This window comes from Mammaliicoccus sp. B-M6, assembly GCF_022386965.1.
GTDB lineage: Bacteria > Bacillota > Bacilli > Staphylococcales > Staphylococcaceae > Mammaliicoccus > Mammaliicoccus sciuri_A.
On record NZ_JAJNHJ010000027.1, the window covers coordinates 12272 to 36098 of the forward strand.

Consider the following 23827-nt stretch of genomic DNA (forward strand, 5'->3'; position numbering starts at 1 on the left):
ATTACTCCTTTATTATTTTATCCATTAAAGGCAAATGTTTCCATTCATCTTTTATTAATATTTTCATTTTTATTATACCTATTATGACAACCATTACGCCAACAATACCTGCCAGTAACATAATTAATAAACTTGTCATTCTCGTGTGCGTTGGAATGAGCAGTACCACTTGTACAAATACAGACATGATCGCAAGTAAAGTGATTACTTTAATCATAAACAAACCCATACGTTGAAATTGATAAAGTTTCATCACACGTACATGCAAAATCAATGTATATATAGCGAGCGACAAGACTGTCGATAAACTTGCACCAAATATACCAAACTGCAGTACAAAACAGTAATTCCCGATCAATTTCGTTACCATACCAATCATGAGCGCAATAAATAATATATTTCTATTTAATTTCACTTGCAATAACGCTGTATACATAATGATAAATGTCACGAATACAACTGCGAGCATAAAGACGCTCAGCGTGCCGATTAATTCATTCGTCTTAAAGAATACAGTATTTAATAATGGCAGTAAGTTCATTAAGCCAAATGCGGCAGCCATACTAAATAAGACTGTTATCTTTAACGATGTATTAGCATATTCATTCACGAGTTGATGATTTTTCTTTTGCAGATGTTCTGTTAACAATGGAATAAGCACAAAACTAAATGTCGTTGTGATGATAAGCCCCATCTGAATTAATGAAGCACCTCTATCAAACACACCTTTTACTTTTATACTCTCATGAAAGCTATAACCATTCTCTTGCAACAGATGTATAAGCGTAAATGAATCTACAATTTGCCATAAGATCAATATCAAATAAGAAATGGCATACAAAATTGTCATCGTCACGATATTTTTAGTGTCTTTCAACTTTATTTCCCAGGAAAATCTCAATCTAGGTTTTCTTTTAAACCAGAAGTAAATTGCAATACAACTTAATCCCAATACAGATCCACTGATTGCGATTGTGCCAGCTTGATAAATCGAAATATTAAAGCCAACAAACAGCAAAATCGCGGTTAAAATCACACCGACTCTAACGACTTGATCAATCACCTGTGAAACGGCAATAAAGTTCATCTGATGTTTCATTTGATAATACCCTCGTACCATTGAGATAAATACAAGTGGTATTAGCGCTAAACTCGCCATACGAATCATAGGCGTTAAGTTCGTGTCACCCATCAGTCCACTTACCAATTGTGCACTTAAAAATATAGCAACACTTATCAATAAACAAGTCATTTGTAAAAACCAGAACATACCTATTATTTCTGATTGTTTACGTTGAATCATCCAGCTACTCATGACACTAGGAAGCGCGTTTAAACTTACAACACTCACAATCGCAACAAGCGGATATACTTGTTGATATGCATATAATCCTTCATCACCTAAAACATTTTGGTAAGGCACTCTATAAATTGCGCTTAAAATTTTAACAATGACCATCGTGCCTGTTAACAACAATACACTATTAAAAATGGGTTTAGATTGTGTCATCGTCTACCAAACTTTCATTGATCACATTAGTTAAGAATTTCAAGTCGTCTAACCATTGTTTTGATTTTTGTAATTTAAACACCATTTGATTGTCTGAAACAGCTATTTTTAGTTTTCTACCTAATGGTTCAGTAACTTTAAACAACACATCACCTTTTAAATGATTTGTTGTATATTCTGAAGCTGTCAGTTGTATCACTTTAGCGACTTCTTTAATTTCTGTAATACCGAAGTGAATACCGTTCAATCTTACTTCCACAACATCTAATAAACGCTGAACTTCAACAGGATATTCACCAAAACGATCGATTAGTTCATCTTGAATATCTTCCAATTGAGATTGCGTCGTAATTGATCTTAATTTTTTGTACATTTCAATTTTGGCTTGTTCATTCTTAATGTATTCAGCAGGGATATAGGCATCTATTTTAATATCTACTTCAAGTTGTGGTACTTCTGATTCTGGTTCTATACCTCGTTTTACATTAACCGCTTCTTCTAACATTTGAGAATATAAGTCATAACCTACAGAATCTATGAAGCCATGTTGCTGACTACCTAATAAGTTTCCTGCACCACGAATATTCAAATCACGCATGGCAATTTTAAATCCTGAACCTAGTTCTGTAAATTCTTTAATAGCTTGCAGTCTTTGCTCAGCAACTTCAGTCAGTACTTTGTTTTGTTCATGTAAGAAATATGCATAACCAATTCGACTAGAACGGCCTACTCGTCCACGCAACTGATACAATTGACTCAATCCAAATCTATTAGCATCTTCAATAATCAATGTATTAGCATTTGGAACATCGACACCCGTTTCAATAATCGTCGTTGTTACTAAAATATCGTATTCTCCATCGACAAAATTCAACATCGTTTCTTCTAATTCTCGTTCTGTCATTTGTCCATGAGCAACACCAATTCTCGCATTAGGCATGAGCATAGATAACTGTTCACTCTTTTGATATATAGACTGCACGCGGTTATATAAATAGAATGCTTGTCCACCACGTGAAAGTTCACGTTCTAGTGCTTCTTTAACAAAACTCATATTCTGTTCTAATACATACGTTTGAACAGGGAATCTGTTTTCAGGTGGTGTTTCAATAACAGATAAGTCTCTAACACCTAATAAACTCATATGAAGCGTTCTCGGAATTGGTGTAGCAGTTAAAGTAAGAACGTCTACATTTGTCTTTAATGCTTTAATTCTTTCTTTATGTTTCACACCAAATCTTTGTTCTTCATCGACGATTAATAAACCTAAATCTTTATATTCAACATCTTTACTTAGTAATTTATGAGTACCTACAACAATGTCTACAAATCCAGATTTGATACCGGCTTTCGTCTCTTTAACTTGTTTAGGCGTTCTAAATCTACTCATCATTTGAATTTCTACTGGATATTCTTGCATACGTTCTCTGAATGTTTCAAAGTGCTGTTGGGCAAGAATCGTTGTTGGTACGAGCACGGCTACTTGCTTACCTTCCAAGACTGCTTTAAATGCAGCTCTTATTGCTACCTCAGTCTTACCATATCCAACATCACCACAAAGCAGTCTATCCATCGGTCTTCTTTTTTCCATATCTGCTTTAATTTCTTCTAAAGAAGTGACTTGGTCAGGCGTAGGTTCATATGGAAAGTCCATTTCAAATGTCATTTGTTCTTCAGTATCCGGACCGTATTGATAACCTTCAACTTGTTCTCTCTCTTGATAAAGTTTCAACAGTTCATCCGCAATGTCCTCCACATTTTTTTGAACTTTAGCTTTTGTCTTTTTCCATTCTGTACCGCCAAGTTTATTCACCTTTGGCTCTTTATCATCTGATCCAACAAACTTCTGAACATCATTCATTTGATCAACTGGTACAAATAATTGATCGGTACCTTTGTATTGAATTTTAATATAATCTTTATGAATGCCGGATACTTCTAATGTTTCAACACCTAAATATTTACCAACACCATGATGTACGTGTACAACATAATCTCCCACATTCAATTCTTGATAAGATTTTATTTTTTCAGCATTAGATAACTTTTGTCTTCTTTTAGATTGTTTTCTTTCACGTGCTTTGAAAAGTTCTTTTTCTGTCACGACGACAAGTTTCATATAAGGTAATTCGAACCCTTCAGACAGCGCGCCATCTGTTACGACAGCTTGTCCTCGGTCACCGACTTGTTCTACCCTATCTATAACAGTTGGAATTTTCATGTCGTTTAACATACTTTGAATACGAGACTTTCTCGTTTCAGATTCTGCTAATAATACGACTGTGAATCCTTGTTTCATAAAGCGATCAAACTCTGATTGCATAATGTCGTATTGTCCATAGAACCTTTGAACAGGTTTACATGAGAATTTCACCATCTCTTCAATTTCAACTGGCATACTTGCAGTAAATAAAGTGAAATAAGCGATTTTATGTTGATGTAACAGCTCTGTAAAAGCATGTTCAGAAATAAAGCGTTGCCCAATAAATCCTTGTCCTGATTCTATTAGCGATTGCGTAAATTCTTCGATTTCAACGTCTAATGAATGTTCAGTTTCTTTAATTCGATTATATTCGTCTACAACAACAAGTGTATCATCCGCAAAATAATCTGTTAAAGTTGTCACTTCATCATACATAAATGAAATCACACGTCTTAAAATTTGATGATCTTTCAATTCATCACTTTGCATCAATATCGTTTGATACGTATCTTTTAAGTCAGGACGCATTTCTGTAGATAATTGTTGTCTTGTCTTTTCATATGCTTCTTCCATACGTTCTGGAAGTTGGCTAATTTGTTCACTTGTAAAAATATAATCACTAGCCGTTGTAATTTCAACTTGTTCAACATTACCTAAAGAGCGTTGCGTTTCAACGTCAAACAATCTCATACCGTCTACTTCAGTATCAAACAATTCAATTCGAACAGGATCTCCAGTTACTGGATAGATATCAATCAACCCACCACGAATCGAGAACTCACCAACTGCTGATACTAACGATTGCCTCTTATAACCCATATCAATCAATTGATTAGCCCATACATCTAAATCAATATCATCACCTATTTGAATTGATTTATAATGTTCATTCCAAATGTGCTTCGGTGTTAATTGTTTTTTCAAGCCATTTATAGGCACGATAAATAAGCCCTTCTTGCCTTGAGCAAGTTGGGTTAATGTTCTGATACGTTCACTCATTAAATCGGGACTTTGTGTCGAGAACGCTTCTATCATAATATCTTGTACAGGAAACTTAAATACTTCATCAGGTGGCAATAATTGAAGAATATCCGCTTCTAATTTATCCGCCTGATACAAGTTATTTGTTACGATAACGAGTTGTTTATCGTTTTTAAGATATTGTTCTAAAATGAGTAGTGCTTTACTCGACTGATTCAGTCCTGTTATGAGTATGTTCTTTTCTCCAAATATTTGCGTTAATTCTTGAAATCGTTCGTCTGCTTGTATGATTTCATGGATAACGTGTTTCATATAACTTCACCATTATACTGGTTCATCACATTCTGAAAAGTTTCGCCTTTAATTAAAGCTTCACAAGCATCTGCTGCGCGTTCGATCACTTTTTCCATTGTAATCATTTCATCATCAGAGAACTTTTGAAGCACATAACTCGGTACACTCATGCCATTTGTAGGACGATCAATTCCGATTCTAATACGGTTAAAACGGTCTGTCCCTAAATGTTGAATTAAAGACTTCATACCGTTATGACCACCAGCACTTCCTTTCTGACGTAGTCTCAAATGACCTTGAGACTGGTCCATGTCATCATAGAGTACAACTAAATCCTCTATATCTATATTATAATAATCCATTAGTGGTCTTACAGCTTCACCTGATAAATTCATGAAAGTCATAGGCTCAATAAGCATTACTTTCTCTCCATTTATAAGCCCTATTGTATATGCGCCTTTAAATTTTTGTTTATCTAAGTCTAATTGGTGACGATCAAGCAATTTATCAACTACTTCAAAGCCAATATTATGACGCGTAAGGTCATATTTCTTTCCGATATTTCCAAGTCCAACAATACATTTCATGTTGTAACCTCCATATTAATACTAAGTATATATTATAGCATTTTTGTGATTTATTTCATCTATCTATACTTAAATAAAAAAACCCAACACAAATGTGTTGGGTTGAAGATTTAAAAAATATTATTTTTCTTCTTCTTCTGCTTCTTCTTTTTCAGCTTCTTCTGCTACTGCATCAGCTTCTTCAGCTGCAGTTTCTTCAGCATCTTCAGCAGGTTCTTCTGTTGGAGGAACTACTGTTACAACTGCTTCTTCTTTATCGTTTTCGATAGTGTATTTATCAGTTGCATCTAAGTCGCCTACTAAGTAGCTATCACCAATAGCTAATTCTGTAATATCAACTTCGATATTTTCAGGAATTGCATCTGGAGTAGTTGTAACTTGTAAGTCGAATAATGGTTGTTGAACTACGCCACCTTCAGAAGCACCAACTGATTCACCTACTAATACTACAGGTACGTCTACAGTTAATTCTTCTTTCATGTTGATAGCTAAGAAGTCAACGTGAGTGATTTGGTTTTTAAGAGAATCATATTGATAATCTGAAACCATAACTTTGATTGTTTTTGAACCAACACCTAATTCGATAACGCCGTTACGTCCAACTTCACGAATTGTTTTGATGAATTCAACTTCATCAACTTTAACAGATGTATTTTTAGCACCGTAACCATATACAACTGCTGGGATAATACCTGAAGCTCTTAATTTACGTAAACTAGAACGAGTTTGTTTACCTTGACGGATAACTGACTTTAATGAAGCCATTATCTTTTCCACCTTTCATTTATGCGCGATATGCGCTCCTACACTTACCCATCAACAACAATTGCTGCTTGTAAGTGGTTATTTAGTCCATAAAAATGAACCGTTTGTTATTATACACGAATATTATAAATTAATCAAATAGCACACTAACAGATTCTTGTTCATATACTCTAACAATTGCTTGTGCTAATAATTCTGCTACAGACAATTCTTTAACGTTTGCAGGTTTTCTATCTTCTGGTAATTGAATTGAGTTTGTAACAACTAATTCTTTAATTTGAGAATTTTCGATACGTTCTTTTGCTGGTCCTGATAATACAGGGTGTGTACAACAAGCATATACTTCTTTCGCACCTTTTTTAACAAGTGCATCTGCTGCTAATGTAATTGTTCCAGCTGTATCAATAATATCGTCGATAATGATGGCAGTCTTACCATTAATATCTCCAACAATATTCATAACTTCTGCTACGTTTGGTTTCGGACGACGTTTATCAATAATAGCGATAGGTGTTTTTAGACGGTCAGCCATTTTACGCGCTCTTGTTACGCCACCATGGTCAGGTGAAACAACAACTGTTGATTCAGGATCTAAACCTTTTTCTAAGAAGTAATTTGATAAAATTGGTACGCCCATTAAATGATCAATCGGTATGTCAAAGAACCCTTGAATTTGAGGTGCATGTAAATCAAGTGCTATCATTCTGCTTGCGCCAGCTTTTTCAATAATATTTGCCACAAGTTTAGCAGTGATCGGTTCACGGCTTCTAGCTTTACGGTCTTGTCTTGCATAACCGTAATAAGGCATTACAATATTAATATTCGCTGCAGATGCACGTTTACAAGCATCAATCATAATTAATAATTCCATCAAGTGTTCATTCACTGGGTTTGATGTTGGTTGAATAATAAACACATCACAACCACGGATACTTTCTTCAATATTAATTTGAACTTCACCATCAGCAAATCTCTTAACTGTAGATTTACCTAATGGAATCCCTACTAAATTGGCAACTTCTTGCGCTAATGGTTGGTTACCTTCAAGCGAAAATATTTTTAATGAAGAGTTCTTATATTCAGTGTTCAACATTTCTGTTCCTCCGATATCATTTTGACTCATGTTTTGACGGCTCCTTTTATTTCGTTTTATAATATCCTTCTTTAGTCGTTTGTCTAGCGCGACCTAGCGCCAAGCTTTCATTTGGTACATCATCTGTAATTGTTGACCCTGCTGCTATGAATGATCCATCTCCAATTTCTACTGGTGCAACTAGATTTGAATTACATCCAATAAATGCATCATCTCCTATAACCGTACGGAATTTATTCACGCCATCATAATTTACAGTGATAGAACCACAACCAATATTTGTTCTTGCACCTACTTCTGCATCTCCGATATAGCTTAAGTGTGAAACTTTAGCGCCATCTTTTAAGACAGCCTTTTTAGTTTCAACAAAGTTACCAATTTTCGTATCTTTGCCTAGTTCAGAACCTGGTCTTAATTGTGCAAATGGTCCTACTGTAGCGTTTTCGCCTACAACTGAATCTGTAATAACAGATTGTTTAATTGTAGCATCATCTTTAATTGTACTATTTTTGATGTCAGAATTCATTCCTATCGTAACATTTTTTCCTATAATTGTTGTGCCAGAAAGTCTTACACCTGGTTCTACAACTGTATCTTCACCAATTACGACTTGTTTCCCGATATAAGTTGTAGCTGGATCAATAAATGTTACGCCATTTAGCATATGTTGATGATTGATACGTTCTTTCATTTTCTGTTCCGCTTTCGCAAGTTGCACTCTATCATTCACACCCATAATGCCGTCAACATCGTTCGTAATAAAAGCAGAAACTTTTTCATTTTCTTCTTTTAGGATGCGAATCACATCTGGTAAATAATATTCACCTTGTGCGTTATCATTGTTTACTTTTTCAAGTGTTTCAAACAACTTTTCGTTATCGAAAGCAAATATACCAGAACTTATTTCATTAACTTCAGCTTCAGCAGAAGAAGCATCTTTTTGTTCGACAATTCCAGAAACCAAACCATTTTCATCACGAATGATTCTACCGTAACCAAACGGGTTATCAACTTTTGCAGACAAGACAGTTGCTACTGCACTTTCAGACTCATGAAAATCTAATAAGTTTTTAATTGTTTCGTCACTGATTAATGGTGTGTCTCCACATACAACAATTGTTGTGCCTTTTTCAGTACCTAATATATCCTTAGCAGTCTTTACTGCATGTGCTGTTCCTAATTGTTCTTCTTGATGTACAAACTGAGATGCATGACCGATTGTTTCTTTGACTTTTTCAGCACCATGCCCAACAACTGTTACGACTTTATCAACACCTGCATTTTTCACGCTATCTATAACATGTTGAACCATTGCTTCTCCAGCTACTGTATGTAGTACTTTGTAAAGTTTAGATTTCATTCTTGTACCTTTACCAGCAGCTAATACAACTGCATATTTTTGCATTGCAAATACCTCCATTTATACACACTTTAGTCTATTATAATTTAATTGACCGCATAGTATCAAGAAAGAGTTCAAGTAAACGTTTCCTTATTAACAAAGCCATTATCATGACATATAAAAAAACAGCAGTTAAAATCACAAGATTTTAACTGCTGTTTATCAATATACGTGAGCTGAGTACTTTAAATATCGTTATTCTTCTTCACTGTCTGATGCTTCATCGCTATCCTCTGAATTTGAGGCTTCTTGAGCTGATTTTGGAATAATGACTTCATCTGTTTCATCATATACTTTCATAACCGCTTCTTGAATCTCTTGTCTCATTTCAGAATTAATGGGATGAGCAATATCTCTAAATTCCCCATCTGGCGTACGCTTACTAGGCATAGCCACAAACAGTCCTGAATTTCCCTCGATTACTCTTAAGTCGTGAATAACAAAAGCGTCATCTAATGTTATAGAAACTAATGCTTTCATTCTTCCATCCGTTTGAATTTTTCTTAATCTCACATCTGTTACCTTCATGATTTGTGTGCCCCCTGTTTTGTCTATTTAAAGTAGCAGCATCATATTAATTGAAGTTAGTTATTTATTTTTGCAATCATTTCGATTTCAACTTTTACATCTTTCGGTAAACGTGCAACTTCCACACAACTTCTAGCAGGCAAATGTTCATTAAAATATTCGCCGTATACGGCATTGATGTCTTGGAAATCGTTCATATCTTTTATGAAAATTAAAGATTTAACGACACTATCTAAAGATGCGCCACTTTCTTGAAGTACGACTTTTAAATTTTCTAGTACTTGCTTAGTTTGTTCTTTGACATCTTCAGAAACGACTTCACCTTGTTGATTTAATGGTATTTGACCAGAAGTAAATACTAAACTATCTACTACTACTGCATGGCAATATGGTCCTAAAGCTTCTGGAGCGTTTGTTGCGTTAATACTTTTCATGTTGATTACTCTCCTTTTAATTAAATCTTTTTAAACAGTTGCCTTCTTCTACTGAAAATTGTTGATTGTACTCGTCTACGTCAGATAACCTAACTAAAGATGTATAATCTTCAATCAATCGATGTTTAACTTCTTTTGATTCTACAAGTACTGATACCCCTTTTACTGTAGCTTTAAACTCATTCATCAAATTGATTACACCATTAATAGATCCGCCTGCTCTCATAAAGTCATCAACAATCAATACATTCGAATATTCAGGCAATGTTCTTTTTGATAAAACCATTGTCTCAATCTTTCTAGAAGACCCAGACACATAGTTAATCGATACTGTAGATCCTTCTGTTACTTTATTGTCTTTTCTTATAACCACAACTGGCAAATTAAGCACTTTCGCCACGGCATTTGCTAAAGAAATACCCTTTGTTGCTATTGTAACTACCGCATCAAGTTCTTCATCCATGTACATTGTAGCGATTAATTCCCCTACTTGATTTAATAGTTTAGGATTCCCTACTAAATCTGACATAAATAAATAGCCACCTGGCAACAGTCTTTCTTTTTCTTTTAGTAATTCACACAATTTTTCAATCAATTCACGTGCTTCTTCGACGTACATTTTAGGTCGGTAAGTTACGCCGCCACTTGCACCGGCAGTCGTTTCTATAATACCAAGTCTCTCAGCAGTAAACGTTTCTTTAATAATTTGTATATCTTCACTAATAGACGACTTTGCCTGACCAAAATGATTCACAAAATAAGTCAACGGCACTAACTCGTTCGGATGTTTCAATAAATATTGTGTCATATAAACGATTCTTTCACTTCGTTTAAACCTCATTTATAAAACTCCAATCTCTATTCCGTATTTTAAGCCTAATTATACTATAATCGTTCGCATTCCTCAAAGCTATCCAAGCAGTCTCGCGATGTATACATCGTTACAACATCCCATCAAAGCATTATATACTTGCTTAGCTTGTCTTTCTTTTTGAACAAAGCCATATATAGTCGGGCCACTACCACTCATTAAAGCAGCATCTACACCAGTATTACTCATAGTATTCTTCAATTTCTCAACTTCTGGATACAGCTGCATTGTAACTTTTTCAAGGCTGTTGCCAAGCGACTGACACATTGTGGCATAATCGTTATTTTCGATTGCTTTAAGACACGCTTGTGTTTGTACTTCTTCCTTGTTTTCCAAATCTAATGCGCCGTATATTTCAGGCGTTGAAACACCTATATCTGGTTTCGCGATAACAACCCATGCTGAAGGTGGTTTAGGTAAGTGCGTAATTTTCTCACCTCTACCTTGGCATAAAGCAGTTTTTCCATAAATACAAAACGAAATATCTGATCCAATTTCCGAAGCCAACTCACTTAATGTTTCTAAAGATTCGTTAATCCCCCATAATTCATTCAAACCTCTAAAAGTAGCGGCTGCATCACTTGACCCACCAGCTAAACCTGCTGAAATCGGTATGCTTTTTTCTAATGAAATCTTCACACCTTTTTCAATATTGTATCTATCTTGCATCAACTTTGCTGCTTTATAAGCTAAATTTCTATGATCACTTGGTACAAAATTATGTTCTACATCAATAATAATTTCCCCATCGTCTCTACACTCAAATGTTAATCGGTCATTCAAGTCGATGGTCGTCATAATCATTTCCACTTCATGATACCCATCTTCACGTTTATATAACGTATCTAATGTTAAATTAATTTTTGCTGGTGCAGTTTCATAAATCATATACTTGCCCTCTCTAAAACTTATTATTATGATTTTACCATAAATAAAAGTTAGAAAGTATTAGCTTTATTCTATTTTTTGGCATAATAAAAAACCCTACGCCATATCACAGTCATATCGCGTAGAGTTTTTTATTAAATACCTTTAATTATTGAACTATGAATTCCTCTTTATGTTCATTCATAAAAGTTACTTGGACATTCTCAGTTAATACATCAGTGTATGTATAAGATACACGCTCAAAATTATGTTTCTCTTGATCTAATTCGACCACGAAAACTGATGGATACGTTTCCTTAAGCACGCCACTTCGCTCAATTAACTTCTTACGTCCTCCATTAGCTTTAAGTACAATACGATTTCCTAATTGACATTCCAATATTTTTTTGATGTCTACTAAAGTCTTCGGCATATTGACCCACCTCGCTATATATAAAATTATACTACGAAAGCGGATTTTTGTCAAATAAAATTTAAATTTTATCAAGTTGATAAAGCAATGTCAATATATTTACACAGATAAATTCGGGTATTTTTTCAAATTGTTACAAAGGTGTGCATATTCTTGTATTGTTAGCGTTTCACCACGTCGCTTAGGGTCTATGTTTGAAGCATTTAGCCATTCGACGATTTCATCTTTATGCAGTTTGCCATCTTTAATTGCATTAATATAATTGTTCAAAATTGTTTTTCGTCTTTGTCCGAAAGCACCTTTTGAAAGCTTGAATAGTAGTTTCTCATCATCTACTTCGACGATCGGTTCAATACGTTTCGTTAATTTAATAACGATTGAATCAACATTCGGTGGTGGCATAAAGACAGTCTTCGGGACGACTAAAACACGTTCAGTTTCAGTGTAATACTGACAAGCTATTGATAATGAACCATAACTTTTACTACCTACTTCAGCGTTTAAGCGTTCTCCTACTTCTTTTTGCATCATGACAACATAGCCATCTATTGGTAAATCATTTTCTAGTAAATTCATCAATATAGGCGTCGTAATGTAATAAGGTAAATTGGCAACCAACATAATTTTATCGCAGTCTTTTAAGTGCGTTTCAATTTCTTTTTTGACGTTGGCTTTCAATATATCTTCATTTACAACTGTTACATTGTCATATGGACTTAACGTATCTTCTAATACAGGTATTAATCTTTGATCAATTTCAAAAGCCAATACTTTCTTTGAAGCTCTCGCTAATTGTTCAGTAAGTGAACCCATTCCTGGTCCAACTTCAATAACACCTGTATGCTCATCTATATCACTAGCAGAAATAATTTTTTGAATAATATTTGTATCGATTAAAAAGTTCTGACCTAAACTCTTTTTGAATTTAAATCCATATTGATCTAATAACGCTTTTGTACGTTTAGGTGTTGCTATATCTTTATCGTTCATCGTGTCACTCCTCTTTATATCCCAGTGCTTCTTTTACATCTTTCTCAGTATAACCGAAGGCATTTAATTTGTTTAGCAATTGTTTGCCATTTGAATGGCCTATATTTAATTTACTGCATAGTATTTCGCGTTTTCTTCTAGCGTCTGGTCCTATAATTAATCCAAGATCAATTAAGACTGCTTTATCAATTGTTTCAATGTCCGCTTCTAATGGAGAACTTACATTTGTCAGTGCATCTTTAATTGTTTCAATTGAGGCATGCTCAACGCCTATTTTCCCTCTTTTATTTTTAGCTTTATCTCTTGGTATAAATGCATGTTTCACACTAGGGATATACTGCTTGATTGTATTTCTAATTTTATCACCTGGGAAATCTGGGTCAGTTAATACAATGACACCACGTTTTTCATGCGCTTGTCTTATAACTTCTAGTGTTTCTTTTGATATTGCTGAGCCATTTGTTTCTATCGTATCGCAATCTACTGCTCTTTTAACATTAACTGTATCATCGCGTCCCTCAACAACAACAAATTCATTTATCTTCATATTCATTTCCTTCTTTAAAGATGCCCCAAAACAACCGTTTTGGGGCATCATATTTTATAATTTAAATAATCTTTCAGCATTTTCTGTAGTAGCTTTACATACTTCCTCGTAAGAAATACCACGCAATTCAGCAATTTGTTCTGCAACAAGTTTTACACGTGCAGGCTCATTTCTTTTCCCTCTATAAGGATGAGGTGATAAGTATGGTGCATCTGTTTCAACGAGTAATCTATCTAATGGTACATGTTGAGCTACTTCTTTTGGTTGTTTCGCATTTTTGAACGTGACAGGTCCACCCAATGAAATATAGAAATTCATTTTGAGTATTTCATCAGCTATTTCGTTTGAGCCACTGAAACTATGCATAATGCCGCCAACTTCACTTGCATTTTCTTCTTTTAAGATATCAACGCAATCTTGAGTTGCTTCTCTATTATGAATAATAATCGGTAGTTGAACACGTTTAGCTAATGCGATTTGCTTTCTAAATACATCTTTTTGGATATCTTTAGGTGACTTGTCCCAGTGATAATCTAATCCCATCTCACCTATACCGATGATTTTTGGGTGTTTAGACAATTCTTCAATCCATTGTAGACGTTCTTCCGTACAATCAATTGCATCAACAGGATGCCAACCTATAATGCCATATATAAAATCATACTGGTCTATTAATTTCATTGTTCTTTCAATCGTGTTCGTGTCGAAACCAACAACGAACATTCTATCGATACCTTCTTCCAAAGCTCGATCGATTACTTCTTGTAAATCTTCATCGTATTGATCCGCATTTAAATGGACGTGTGTATCTATTAACATTCGAATCTTCCTTTCAGTACTTTACTTAATGATAGATCCGTTTTGTATTGCATTTGGTAGCCCTACTAAAGTAAGTGTGCCGTCTTTCTCAGCTGATAAAATCATACCCTCTGATAATTCACCACGTAATTTGACTGGTTTTAAATTCGTAACGACCGCTACTTTTTTACCAACAATATCTTCAGGTTTATAAAATTCAGCTATACCTGAAACAATTTGTCTCTTTTCGTTACCTAAATCTATTTTTATTTTTAAAAGTTTATCTGATTTTTTCACATAGTCTGCACCTGTAACAGTAGCAGCTTTGATTTCTACTTTATCAAATTGATCAATTGTGATTTCTGGTTTAGATGGCACTACTTCTTCCTCAGCAGTTTCAGCTTCTTCTTCAGATGGTTCTGCAGTCGTTCCACCTTGCATAGAATCCTTGATGAATGCCACTTCTTGCTCTACATCTAATCTAGGGAAAATAGGCTCAGGTTTTTCAATCACTTTAATATCTTGATCAATAGCGCCATATTGTTCAATACTTTCAAATGTATCAAGTTTACCTTTTTCCAAGTTTAATTGACGGAAAATCTCATATGGTGCATGTGTTAAGAATGGACGTAATAATACTGCTGCAAATCTAATGTTTTCAACTAAGTGAATCATGACATTTTCTAGCATTTCACGTTCATTTTCATCTTTAGCTAATACCCATGGTGTTGTTTCATCAATATACTTGTTTGTACGACTAATCAACTTCCAAACTTCTGCTAAAGCAACTGAGAATTGCATGTTTTCCATTGATGAATAGAATTTATCTTTAGTATCTAAAGCCATTTGTTCCATCTCTTCATCTAATGGGTGTAATTTACCTTTATATTTAGGAAGTACGCCATTAAAGTATTTATTAACCATTGCTATTGTACGATTTACTAAGTTACCTAAGTCATTAGCTAAATCGTAATTTGTTCTTTCAACGAATGCTTCAGGCGTAAATACACCATCTGCGCCAAATGGTAATTCTCTCATGAGATAGTATCTTGTTGCATCTAAGCCGTATTTATCAATTAAGACGTTCGGATCTACAACATTACCTTTAGATTTACTCATTTTACCGTCTTTCATCAAGATCCAACCGTGAGCAAATTCACGTTTAGGTAAAGGTAAGTCTAAAGCCATCAATAAGATTGGCCAAATAATTGAATGGAATCGAACGATTTCTTTAGCCATTAAATGCACATCTGCTGGCCAATATTTTTTAAATAACGTATCGTCATCTGATAAATAACCTAACGCAGAAATATAGTTCACAAGTGCGTCAATCCAAACATACACAACGTGTTTAGGATTAGAAGGTACTTTAATACCCCAATCAAAAGTTGTTCTAGAAATCGCTAAATCTTCTAGACCAGGTTTAATAAAGTTGTTAATCATTTCATTCTTACGAGAAATCGGTAAAATGAATTCCGGATTTTCATCGAAGAATTTAAGTAAACGATCAGCATAGTTATCTAATTTAAAGAAATAACTTTCTTCTTTCACAAGTTCTACTTCATGACCTGAATCAGGACTCTTACCACCGACGATTTTGCCATCTTCATAAACTGGATCGACAAGTTGTGTTTCAGTATAATATGTTTCATCTGGTATTGAGTACCAACCTTCATACTCACCTAAGTATATGTCACCTTGTGCTAATAACTTTTCGAAGACTTTTTCGACAACTTGTTTATGTCTTTCTTCAGTAGTTCGAATAAAATCATCATTAGAGATGTCTAATTTCTTCCATAAAGATTGGATACTTTTAATAATGCCATCTAAATATTCTATTTCAGATAAGCCCGCTTCTTTAGCTTTTTCTTGTATTTTTTGACCATGTTCATCTGTACCAGTTAAATAATGAACATCATAGCCTTGTAACCGTTTATATCTAGCAATTACATCACCAGCAACCGTAGTATACGCATGACCTATGTGTAAATTCCCGCTCGGATAATAAATCGGTGTCGTAATGTAAAAAGTCTCTTTCGTCATCAGCGTTTCCTCCTAATATCTTATCTATATAATATACCGAAAATTAAGCATTTTTTCAATATTACCTGATTATGGTATAGAGATAACAATTGTTTTATATTTCAAAATTTAAACGTATGCAATATATTGTTATATTGACATTTTCTTCAATTCATATTAGTATACTATTTATATAATTGTCGAATGAATGTCGAATTAGATAATTATGGTTTTATTAAACGGAGGTAAAAAGATGAAATCAACTGGAATCGTGCGTAAAGTAGATGAACTAGGCCGTGTAGTAATTCCTATCGAATTACGACGCATATTAGACATTGCTGAGAAAGATGCTTTAGAAATTTATACAGATGACGATAAAATTATCTTAAAGAAATACTCACCTAACATGACTTGTCAAGTTACTGGAGATGTTTCTGAAGACAATTTTGTTTTAGCTGATGGTAAAATTGTCTTAAGTAAAGAAGGCGCTCAGCAACTAATTAATGAGATTGAGAAAAAATCAAAATAATAAAAGCTGCATATAAAAAAAGGAAATTTAAAGTACATCGTTTACTTTAAATTTCCTTTTTTTGTTTATTCGTCAATATGATACGCTTCGTATACATCTCTTTTTTTCATATTTCTATCTACTGCTACTTGTTTAATTGCATCTTTAGATCTCATTTGATGTTCATTTATATAAATTTCGACATGTTGAACGAGATCCAAGTCTTCCCACCAATGATCCACTTGTGTCGATTCATCGACACCTTCAATCAAGATGACGAACTCACCTTTTTGAGGTATACGCTCATCTGATAGCATTTCTTCAATGACCTTTACTTGATTCGTTTCCACTTGTTCGAATTTCTTAGTAAGTTCTCTTCCAATTGCTACTTTTCTTTCTGGATCTATTTCAGCTATTGCTTGTACCGTTTGTTTAATTCTATAAGGTGACTCATAAATCATAGACGTTGATTCTCTCGTCATCCATTTTTCCAATACATCATGTTTCTCTTTCGCATGTCTAGGTAAAAATCCTAAAAATACAAATTTATATGATGGTAATCCACTTGTCATTAATGCCGTAATAGCCGCATTAGGTCCAGGAATCGTTTCAACACGATAACCATTATCCCTAACTTGATTCACAAGTTCATAACCAGGATCACTTATACAAGGGCAGCCTGCATCAGAAACGAGCGCAATATCTTTGCCCTCTTCTAATAACCTCAATATTTGCTCAGAAGACTTATCTTTATTATGTTCATGGTAAGACTTAAGAGGCGTTTGTATTTCATAATGCTGACAAAGCTTGCCTGTAACACGTGTATCTTCACAAAAGATATAATCGACTTCTGTTAACATTCTAACCGCACGATAAGTGATATCTTCTAAATTTCCGATTGGGGTTCCTACTAAATATAATATAGACATATTACCCCTCCTTAATAAGCGCTAATTTTTGTTTTCTACTTAACTGTTTTAAAGCATATTCTCGTTTTAAAGCTTCGGATTTATTATCGAATGTCTCATGATATACAAGTTTAACAGGACGTCTCACTTTAGTATATTTAGCACCCTTACCTTCATTATGGACTTTTAACCTTCTGTCTAAATCTGTCGTATAACCAGTATATAATGTTTGATCCTTACACTCTAATATATATGTATAATGGTTAACCATAATATACAACCTTCATTTCTTTTGAATAATCTCCATTTTCATCATAAATATAAAATGGCTGTTCAACTTTCAATCCTGCTTGGCCACCACTTCTACCTTCAACTAAAATCGTAACCGCTTCTTTCTTGTTAGGTGTACTATATACCATTCTTAATCTTTTAGGCTCGATTTTATATTGTCGAAATGCGCTTAAGACATCCATCAGTCTTTCCGCTCTATGGACCATTACAAGTTTACCACCTTGCTTTAACAAATGCTTACTTGCTTTTAAAACATCATCTAATGTGCAGTATATTTCATGTCTCGCAATTTTATGTGCTTCTTTTTGATGTTGTATTTGTTGATTTTCTTTAAAGTAAGGTGGGTTTACCGTTACAACATCAAATGTTGAAGGATGATATGAGGTTGATACATTCTTCAAATCCATTTGTCTGATAGATATTTGGTCTTCTAATTGATTAAGAGCTATCGTTCGTTTAGCCATATCCACTAAAGCCTCTTGAATTTCTACCGCTTCAATACTAGCTTGAGATTTGTGTGCCAATAACAAAGGAATAATGCCATTACCAGAACATAAATCCATTACTTTATCTTTATTTCGTACCTTTGTAAAATCTCCTAATAACAATGCATCTGTTGAAAATGAAAACACATCATCATTTTGAATAATTTCAAATTCTTCTCTTAATAATTGGTCGAGTCTTTCTCCCGAATTCAGCATTTAAACACCTCACTTAAAAAAATCAGGCATATAACATGCCTGATTTTCTTATTATCTATTCAACACTTCTAAACAAAATAAACAATCTTGTCCTTGTCTGTGTTTACCAAACAATTCTCCTCGACAAATATGAAAACCTTCATGATATAACATAGCTAAGTTATCTTTACTTTGAAGTGGCTTTAATTTCTTGTTTGGCTTTTTCTGTTGATTGTCTTCACTTGTTTCCATTACACGCTTCAAACTTTCATTCTCCATTTGAAGGGCAACATTGTCTTCGACTAATTCAACTGCCTGGTTTTTCAACTTTTCCATATGTTCATTAATTTGCTTAAGTTCATTCTCTAATGTCATAATCGTTTCAAACAACTCGTCCCTATTCACAATATAATCCTCCCTTATGAATGGACTTCAAGTAATTCATCAAGTTTATAATCAAAGAGTTGTTCGAAACCTTTCACTTTAACTTGCATTGTTATATCTAAAATATTTAATCCGACAACTTTGCCGTCACCCTCTGGCGTCACAACAGTTGTACCAATATCAGGTAATTCATTTCTAACTTCTTCATAATAGTCATTTTCGTATTTTAAACAACACATTAAACGACCACAAGCACCTGATATTTTAGTTGGATTTAATGATAAGTTTTGATCTTTAGCCATTTTGATTGAAACAGGTTCAAAATCACCTAAAAATGTTGAACAACATAACGAACGACCACATGGACCAATACCGCCAAGTAATTTCGCTTCGTCTCTCACACCAATTTGTCGTAACTCAATTCGTGTTTTTAATTCATATGCTAAAGATTTTACTAAAGTTCGGAAATCTATTCTATCATCAGCTGTAAAATTAAAGATGACTTTACTTTTATCTAATGTATATTCACAATTAACAAGTCGCATATTAAGTTCGTGAGTCGCTACCAACTCTTTACATAATGCCAAAGCATCGTCTGCATCCTTTAAATTATCTTGATATTTTTGAATATCAGCTTCTGTCGCATGACGGATAACTTCTTTCAATGGTAAGACAACATCATCTTTGCCTACATGGCGATTCGTTAATTTAACTTTACCAAGTTCAATACCACGTTTAGATTCAACGACAACTAAGTCATTTTCTTTAAAACGTTCCCCATTTGGTGAGAAGTATTCTTTCTTCCCAGCTTTTTGGAATTGAACACCAATTATTTCATACATTTAATCACCTCTTCCCATTTATAACCATTTGTTCTAATACTAACGTTGCATTAACGTTTTGCGCTAATTTACGGTTTGCTTCCGTTATAACTTGTATATAATTCGAAATGTCATTTAAAGATAAATATTGACTGATCTCTCTAATTTCCACTTCTAAATCTGGATATGCCTTTATCGTATCTATTTGAATTTTGGCATGTAATAAATCTTGAAAATAAGCATTCAAGCTATTTAAAAATAATTGCTGCAACGGGCGTGTGTTAGCAATTTTTATGCAATCGATCAAATAAATCATTGCCATCTGTGTATCTTTGACCATCAATTCAGCAAGTTTCGTTACAGTTTTTCTAAGCTGTACAAACAATTGTTCTTCTGTAAGAGCAAGTGCTTCTTCTTTATCAGAAGTAACAAAACTCAATGTATGCGCAATTGCAGAAGAAATACCAGACAGTTTTAATTCTTCTATATAATTTTCTTTAGATGCAGGTTTAAAATGAACAAGTTGGCATCTTGAATGTATAGTTGGCAATATTTGATCTTTCTTGGTTGTCAGTAACAGGGCAATTGTATTTGGAGGTGGTTCTTCCAAAAATTTAAGTATACTATTTTCACCCTGTACTGTTAGTTTATCAAAAGCTTCAATAATGTAAACTTTATATTGGCTTTCGATAGGTTTTTGATTCATTTTTCTGAGTAATTCTTCTATTTGTTGTTTCTTTATCGTTGTTTCATCTGATTGAATATATACAAAATCAGGATGATTAAAATTTTGAACTTTAACCACACAACTTTGTTCTGATTCACATAATATTTGTTCTGCAAAATATAAAGCTGTAGATTTCATTTCAAACATATTATCTCCCTCAAATAAATAGGCATGAGATAATTGTTGTACACTTAATAAATGATCAATCTCTTTGGTTAATTGCATATTTTACGCTCCTTGCAATAAAAAAGCTGCTCAAACGGCAGCTCATCAGTTCTTAAAATTGATGGAATTGTTCAATTGGCATAACGAATACAGTTGCGCCACCTACTTCAACTTCTACAGGGTAAGGAATATAAGAATCCGCACTACCGCCCATTGGTGTGATAGGTGAAACAAGTTGTTCACGATTACCACAAGTTCCATCGATAACACGTAATAATTCATCTACACGTTCATCTTTGACACCGCATAAGAATGTTGTATTTCCAGCTCTTAGAAATCCACCAGTTGTTGCAAGTTTAGTGGCTCTAAAATTCTTTTCTATAAGTGCTTCTGACAAGTTTTGACTATCTTGATCTTGGACAATCGCTATTACCATTTTCATATCTAAACACCTCTTTATTTATTATATCATATTTTAATCTTGTTTCAGATATTTTACTATCGTAGAATATGCATCATCTACAACCTTTTCTAATGGTTGCGTCGCATCAATTACTTTAATTCTATCTGGATACTCAGCAATTAATTTTTTATAACCATCTGTAACTTTGTGATGAAATTCTATTTTTTCTTTATCCAAACGATTCGCATTACGTTGATTATCTTTAATTCGATTTAAACCAACTTCAGCAGGTACATCAAAATATAACGTTAAATCAGGATAAAGGTTATCAATCGCAAATTCATTAATTGCCTTAACTTCTTCTACCCCAATTTCACGTGCGTAACCTTGATAACTTAAAGAACTATCAACAAATCGGTCACATAATACCGTTCCACCTTTATTAAGTTGAGGTAAAATTTTCTCCACTAAATGTTGTCTTCTAGCAGCAGCAAAAAGCAGTGCTTCTGTCCTTTCATCCATGTCATCATCACTATCTAACAACAAGTTTCTAATCGCTTCGCTTATTTTGATACCACCTGGCTCTCTAGTCAGTAAAATATCATAATCTTGATTTAACTTTTCATAAACTTTATGTATAACCGTCGTTTTGCCAGAACCCTCTGGACCCTCAAACGTAATAAATCGTCCCATTTTATTGTTCATCCTTTACCTTGATTTGCTTGTTTAATATACCTTCCACTCTACCACCTCCATCAATCCATTGTAAAAGAGAATCCACTATTTCTTTACGAATATTTTCTCCTTTTAAAATGACTGGTATACCTGGTGGATAAGGCACAATATCTTCAGCAGCAATATAGCCATATGATGTATTCAAGTCCATCATTTTTGTTTTTTCAATATCGCTGTATTTATACATTGTACTATCTGTTTCGTATGGTAATTTAAATTGTACTTCTTCTTTGAGTTGATGCTTAACGTTCACTTTAATATTTTTAACACGATCAATCATATCTTCAAATGGGAACTTATCTGATTCATGCCATAATGGTAAGACTAATAACACAAATTTATAATCACATAACTCTACATAGATATGCACATCTTCAAATAGTTTTTGAATTTCAAATCCGCTTAATCCTCTATAAGAAACAATTAATTTAAGAGGGTCCTCTAGACTATCCACTTCAAATCCAACATTTTCCATCGTTTCAATGAATGTTTGTCTATTGCGCCTGAATTTTTCATCATCATACTGCTTATAAAATTTTTCCGCACTTTCTAAACTAGCCATAATAAGATATGAAGGGCTTGATGTTTGCAACATCTTCAAGTACTGTTGAATATTTGCTTTTATTTCTAAATCTTCTCTCATATACAGAACAGAACCCATTGTTAAGGCTGGTAACGTCTTGTGGTAAGACTGCACGACTATATCAGCACCATATGTCATAGACGATTTAGGGAAGTTTGAACTCATACCAAAATGTGCCCCATGTGCCTCATCTACCAATACAGGAATTTGGTGTTCTTTTAAGATTTTAATACTTTCTTCAATATCAAATGTTTCACCATAGTAATTAGGATAAGTAAAAACAGCTAATTTAATATGATTCAAATCTAAATCCCTTAATGAAGCTACACCGTTATATTGGTTTGTCTTATCTGATATGGTCATAGGCATAAACTTAGCATCTTGCTTCGTTAAATTCAAAGCATTAAATACTGATTTATGCGCATTTCTAGGAATTAATACTTCCCCCTCTAAATGCGCCACTGCATAAATTGCAGATAGTATTCCAACAGTTGTACCATTAACAAGATACTGCCCATAATAACCAGGATACCTATTCAATTCAGACATACTCATCTTTATACATGCTTCTGGTTGATGCAAATCATCAAGCCCAGTTATTTCAGTCATATCCATAGCAAGATTTATCTCATCTAAATAACCAATTGTATGATTATGATGCCCTGGAACATGTAGTGAAATGGCATCATAATCATTTAGAGATTTTAATTTTTCATTAATATTCATAAGGCTACCTCTTAATTTTTAGTCTTTATCATTATATCAATGATAAAGTCCAACGTCATTCCTGTAATAATTAAAATAAGATATACTTAAAAAAAGGAGTGAATAAAATGTTTATTAGAAATGCAATTGACACAGATATACAATCCATTTATGAAATTGCTCAACAAGAAGGTTGGAAAACATTCAGTATTGAAAAAATCCAACAATTGCTTATTACATCTCGTATTATTGTAATAGAAGTAAATAATGAGGTCGTTGGTTATACTAGATTCTTAACAGACGAAACTGTCACATTATATATTACAGAACTCGTCGTTACAAAAACTCATAGAAAGAAAGGATATGCTAAAGCACTAATTGACTATTTATTAGCACAATATCCTTCTGTTCGAATAGAATTATTATCAGAGAACAATTCTTTTTACGAGAAATTACATTTTAGAAATATTGGAACTGGCTATAGACTACCTTAAAAAATTACAAAAAAAAGAGACCTAACAGGTCTCGAGTGCGACTCATCGCATCCATTTATAAACATTTGCCCGGCAACGTCCTACTCTCGCGGAACGTA

The 23827-nt window shown here is 33.8% G+C and carries 26 protein-coding genes; 2 read left to right on the forward strand and 24 right to left on the reverse strand.

Annotated elements, in window-relative coordinates:
• Position 1: 1 nt before the first annotated feature.
• From LQ693_RS10060 to metG, 15 genes are all read right to left on the reverse strand, one after another.
• Positions 2–1510, reverse strand: a complete 1509-nt coding sequence (locus tag LQ693_RS10060; RefSeq protein WP_239703197.1) for a polysaccharide biosynthesis protein — start codon at positions 1508–1510, stop codon at positions 2–4.
• Positions 1497–5006: a transcription-repair coupling factor gene (gene mfd, locus LQ693_RS10065; RefSeq protein WP_107572900.1), complete on the reverse strand. Its 3510-nt coding sequence runs from the start codon at positions 5004–5006 to the stop codon at positions 1497–1499. Before mfd ends, LQ693_RS10060 begins: the two co-directional genes overlap by 14 nt.
• Positions 5003–5575, reverse strand: a complete 573-nt coding sequence (pth, locus tag LQ693_RS10070) for an aminoacyl-tRNA hydrolase (protein ID WP_025905567.1) — start codon at positions 5573–5575, stop codon at positions 5003–5005. The genes mfd and pth overlap by 4 nt, the downstream gene beginning before the upstream one ends.
• Before the next feature lie 120 nt (positions 5576–5695).
• A complete protein-coding gene (locus tag LQ693_RS10075) occupies positions 5696–6340 on the reverse strand; it encodes a 50S ribosomal protein L25/general stress protein Ctc (protein ID WP_107565613.1) in 645 nt (214 codons plus the stop codon).
• Positions 6341–6470: 130 nt separating this feature from the next.
• Positions 6471–7433, reverse strand: a complete 963-nt coding sequence (locus LQ693_RS10080; protein ID WP_048541971.1) for a ribose-phosphate diphosphokinase — start codon at positions 7431–7433, stop codon at positions 6471–6473.
• A 46-nt stretch (positions 7434–7479) separates the two neighbouring features.
• On the reverse strand, positions 7480–8838 hold the full coding sequence (gene glmU / locus LQ693_RS10085) for a bifunctional UDP-N-acetylglucosamine diphosphorylase/glucosamine-1-phosphate N-acetyltransferase GlmU (protein WP_025905570.1): 1359 nt from the start codon (positions 8836–8838) through the stop codon (positions 7480–7482).
• A gap of 192 nt (positions 8839–9030) precedes the next feature.
• On the reverse strand, positions 9031–9363 hold the full coding sequence (gene spoVG, locus LQ693_RS10090) for a septation regulator SpoVG (protein WP_037590328.1): 333 nt from the start codon (positions 9361–9363) through the stop codon (positions 9031–9033).
• Positions 9364–9419: 56 nt separating this feature from the next.
• Positions 9420–9797, reverse strand: a complete 378-nt coding sequence (locus tag LQ693_RS10095; protein ID WP_025905572.1) for a RidA family protein — start codon at positions 9795–9797, stop codon at positions 9420–9422.
• Between the two features lie 16 nt (positions 9798–9813).
• The gene (gene purR / locus LQ693_RS10100) at positions 9814–10638 is read right to left on the reverse strand and encodes a pur operon repressor (protein WP_025905573.1); all 825 of its coding nucleotides are present in this window, start codon (positions 10636–10638) and stop codon (positions 9814–9816) included.
• 69 nt (positions 10639–10707) lie between these two features.
• A complete protein-coding gene (gene ispE / locus LQ693_RS10105; protein ID WP_025905574.1) occupies positions 10708–11556 on the reverse strand; it encodes a 4-(cytidine 5'-diphospho)-2-C-methyl-D-erythritol kinase in 849 nt (282 codons plus the stop codon).
• Positions 11557–11704: 148 nt separating this feature from the next.
• Positions 11705–11968, reverse strand: a complete 264-nt coding sequence (veg, locus tag LQ693_RS10110) for a biofilm formation stimulator Veg (protein ID WP_025905575.1) — start codon at positions 11966–11968, stop codon at positions 11705–11707.
• A gap of 99 nt (positions 11969–12067) precedes the next feature.
• On the reverse strand, positions 12068–12958 hold the full coding sequence (gene rsmA / locus LQ693_RS10115; protein ID WP_107565612.1) for a 16S rRNA (adenine(1518)-N(6)/adenine(1519)-N(6))-dimethyltransferase RsmA: 891 nt from the start codon (positions 12956–12958) through the stop codon (positions 12068–12070).
• A 4-nt stretch (positions 12959–12962) separates the two neighbouring features.
• Complete coding sequence (gene rnmV / locus LQ693_RS10120) at positions 12963–13505, reverse strand: ribonuclease M5 (RefSeq protein ID WP_037590321.1); 543 nt, start codon at positions 13503–13505, stop codon at positions 12963–12965.
• Between the two features lie 54 nt (positions 13506–13559).
• Complete coding sequence (locus tag LQ693_RS10125) at positions 13560–14324, reverse strand: TatD family hydrolase (protein WP_103361447.1); 765 nt, start codon at positions 14322–14324, stop codon at positions 13560–13562.
• A 21-nt stretch (positions 14325–14345) separates the two neighbouring features.
• Positions 14346–16346 (reverse strand): methionine--tRNA ligase, encoded by a 2001-nt coding sequence (gene metG / locus LQ693_RS10130; RefSeq protein WP_107565611.1) that lies wholly within the window; start codon positions 16344–16346, stop codon positions 14346–14348.
• A 232-nt stretch (positions 16347–16578) separates the two neighbouring features.
• Here metG and LQ693_RS10135 point away from each other — a divergent pair, with 232 nt between their 5' ends.
• Positions 16579–16854, forward strand: a complete 276-nt coding sequence (locus LQ693_RS10135) for an AbrB/MazE/SpoVT family DNA-binding domain-containing protein (RefSeq protein WP_025905580.1) — start codon at positions 16579–16581, stop codon at positions 16852–16854.
• Positions 16855–16919: 65 nt separating this feature from the next.
• Here LQ693_RS10135 and rsmI read toward each other — a convergent pair whose 3' ends face one another.
• Genes rsmI through LQ693_RS10180 form a run of 9 tightly spaced genes read right to left on the reverse strand, consistent with a single transcriptional unit; the run spans position 16920 to position 23256 of the window.
• The gene (rsmI, locus tag LQ693_RS10140) at positions 16920–17762 is read right to left on the reverse strand and encodes a 16S rRNA (cytidine(1402)-2'-O)-methyltransferase (RefSeq protein ID WP_103361444.1); all 843 of its coding nucleotides are present in this window, start codon (positions 17760–17762) and stop codon (positions 16920–16922) included.
• Position 17763: 1 nt separating this feature from the next.
• Positions 17764–18012 carry a GIY-YIG nuclease family protein gene (locus tag LQ693_RS10145; protein WP_025905582.1) on the reverse strand — a complete coding sequence of 83 codons (249 nt, stop codon included), beginning with the start codon at positions 18010–18012 and terminating at the stop codon, positions 17764–17766.
• Positions 18005–18733, reverse strand: a complete 729-nt coding sequence (locus LQ693_RS10150; RefSeq protein WP_239703196.1) for a tRNA1(Val) (adenine(37)-N6)-methyltransferase — start codon at positions 18731–18733, stop codon at positions 18005–18007. The genes LQ693_RS10145 and LQ693_RS10150 overlap by 8 nt, the downstream gene beginning before the upstream one ends.
• A gap of 51 nt (positions 18734–18784) precedes the next feature.
• Positions 18785–19117, reverse strand: coding sequence for a DNA replication initiation control protein YabA (gene yabA, locus LQ693_RS10155; RefSeq protein ID WP_025905584.1), 333 nt, complete (start codon positions 19115–19117; stop codon positions 18785–18787).
• Between the two features lie 14 nt (positions 19118–19131).
• Positions 19132–19938 (reverse strand): PSP1 domain-containing protein, encoded by an 807-nt coding sequence (locus LQ693_RS10160; RefSeq protein WP_025905585.1) that lies wholly within the window; start codon positions 19936–19938, stop codon positions 19132–19134.
• 4 nt (positions 19939–19942) lie between these two features.
• Positions 19943–20869, reverse strand: a complete 927-nt coding sequence (locus tag LQ693_RS10165) for a DNA polymerase III subunit delta' (RefSeq protein WP_107590960.1) — start codon at positions 20867–20869, stop codon at positions 19943–19945.
• 52 nt (positions 20870–20921) lie between these two features.
• The gene (locus LQ693_RS10170; RefSeq protein ID WP_025905587.1) at positions 20922–21251 is read right to left on the reverse strand and encodes a cyclic-di-AMP receptor; all 330 of its coding nucleotides are present in this window, start codon (positions 21249–21251) and stop codon (positions 20922–20924) included.
• Between the two features lie 33 nt (positions 21252–21284).
• Positions 21285–21905: a dTMP kinase gene (gene tmk, locus LQ693_RS10175; RefSeq protein ID WP_025905588.1), complete on the reverse strand. Its 621-nt coding sequence runs from the start codon at positions 21903–21905 to the stop codon at positions 21285–21287.
• Between the two features lies 1 nt (position 21906).
• On the reverse strand, positions 21907–23256 hold the full coding sequence (locus LQ693_RS10180) for an aminotransferase class I/II-fold pyridoxal phosphate-dependent enzyme (protein WP_107633920.1): 1350 nt from the start codon (positions 23254–23256) through the stop codon (positions 21907–21909).
• A 107-nt stretch (positions 23257–23363) separates the two neighbouring features.
• Here LQ693_RS10180 and LQ693_RS10185 point away from each other — a divergent pair, with 107 nt between their 5' ends.
• Complete coding sequence (locus tag LQ693_RS10185) at positions 23364–23729, forward strand: GNAT family N-acetyltransferase (protein WP_037590303.1); 366 nt, start codon at positions 23364–23366, stop codon at positions 23727–23729.
• Positions 23730–23827 lie beyond the last annotated feature (98 nt).

Bases quoted from the DNA above. Each gene is read 5' to 3' on its own strand.
- spoVG (WP_037590328.1), bottom strand. From the start codon at position 9,363: ATGAAGGTAACAGATGTGAGATTAAGAAAAATTCAAACGGATGGAAGA.
- veg (WP_025905575.1), bottom strand. From the start codon at position 11,968: ATGCCGAAGACTTTAGTAGACATCAAAAAAATATTGGAATGTCAATTA.
- ispE (WP_025905574.1), bottom strand. From the start codon at position 11,556: ATGATTTATGAAACTGCACCAGCAAAAATTAATTTAACATTAGATACG.
- LQ693_RS10185 (WP_037590303.1), top strand. From the start codon at position 23,364: ATGTTTATTAGAAATGCAATTGACACAGATATACAATCCATTTATGAA.
- LQ693_RS10160 (WP_025905585.1), bottom strand. From the start codon at position 19,938: ATGTATGAAATAATTGGTGTTCAATTCCAAAAAGCTGGGAAGAAAGAA.
- LQ693_RS10125 (WP_103361447.1), bottom strand. From the start codon at position 14,324: ATGTTAATAGATACACACGTCCATTTAAATGCGGATCAATACGATGAA.
- rnmV (WP_037590321.1), bottom strand. From the start codon at position 13,505: ATGAAGATAAATGAATTTGTTGTTGTTGAGGGACGCGATGATACAGTT.
- LQ693_RS10095 (WP_025905572.1), bottom strand. From the start codon at position 9,797: ATGAAAAGTATTAACGCAACAAACGCTCCAGAAGCTTTAGGACCATAT.
- LQ693_RS10060 (WP_239703197.1), bottom strand. From the start codon at position 1,510: ATGACACAATCTAAACCCATTTTTAATAGTGTATTGTTGTTAACAGGC.
- LQ693_RS10145 (WP_025905582.1), bottom strand. From the start codon at position 18,012: ATGGTTAACCATTATACATATATATTAGAGTGTAAGGATCAAACATTA.
- LQ693_RS10165 (WP_107590960.1), bottom strand. From the start codon at position 20,869: ATGCAATTAACCAAAGAGATTGATCATTTATTAAGTGTACAACAATTA.
- LQ693_RS10180 (WP_107633920.1), bottom strand. From the start codon at position 23,256: ATGAATATTAATGAAAAATTAAAATCTCTAAATGATTATGATGCCATT.
- LQ693_RS10135 (WP_025905580.1), top strand. From the start codon at position 16,579: ATGAAATCAACTGGAATCGTGCGTAAAGTAGATGAACTAGGCCGTGTA.
- tmk (WP_025905588.1), bottom strand. From the start codon at position 21,905: ATGGGACGATTTATTACGTTTGAGGGTCCAGAGGGTTCTGGCAAAACG.
- rsmI (WP_103361444.1), bottom strand. From the start codon at position 17,762: ATGTCTATATTATATTTAGTAGGAACCCCAATCGGAAATTTAGAAGAT.
- LQ693_RS10080 (WP_048541971.1), bottom strand. From the start codon at position 7,433: ATGTTGAACACTGAATATAAGAACTCTTCATTAAAAATATTTTCGCTT.
- glmU (WP_025905570.1), bottom strand. From the start codon at position 8,838: ATGCAAAAATATGCAGTTGTATTAGCTGCTGGTAAAGGTACAAGAATG.
- LQ693_RS10170 (WP_025905587.1), bottom strand. From the start codon at position 21,251: ATGAAAATGGTAATAGCGATTGTCCAAGATCAAGATAGTCAAAACTTG.
- LQ693_RS10075 (WP_107565613.1), bottom strand. From the start codon at position 6,340: ATGGCTTCATTAAAGTCAGTTATCCGTCAAGGTAAACAAACTCGTTCT.
- mfd (WP_107572900.1), bottom strand. From the start codon at position 5,006: ATGAAACACGTTATCCATGAAATCATACAAGCAGACGAACGATTTCAA.
- purR (WP_025905573.1), bottom strand. From the start codon at position 10,638: ATGAGGTTTAAACGAAGTGAAAGAATCGTTTATATGACACAATATTTA.
- LQ693_RS10150 (WP_239703196.1), bottom strand. From the start codon at position 18,733: ATGCTGAATTCGGGAGAAAGACTCGACCAATTATTAAGAGAAGAATTT.
- pth (WP_025905567.1), bottom strand. From the start codon at position 5,575: ATGAAATGTATTGTTGGACTTGGAAATATCGGAAAGAAATATGACCTT.
- metG (WP_107565611.1), bottom strand. From the start codon at position 16,346: ATGACGAAAGAGACTTTTTACATTACGACACCGATTTATTATCCGAGC.
- rsmA (WP_107565612.1), bottom strand. From the start codon at position 12,958: ATGAACGATAAAGATATAGCAACACCTAAACGTACAAAAGCGTTATTA.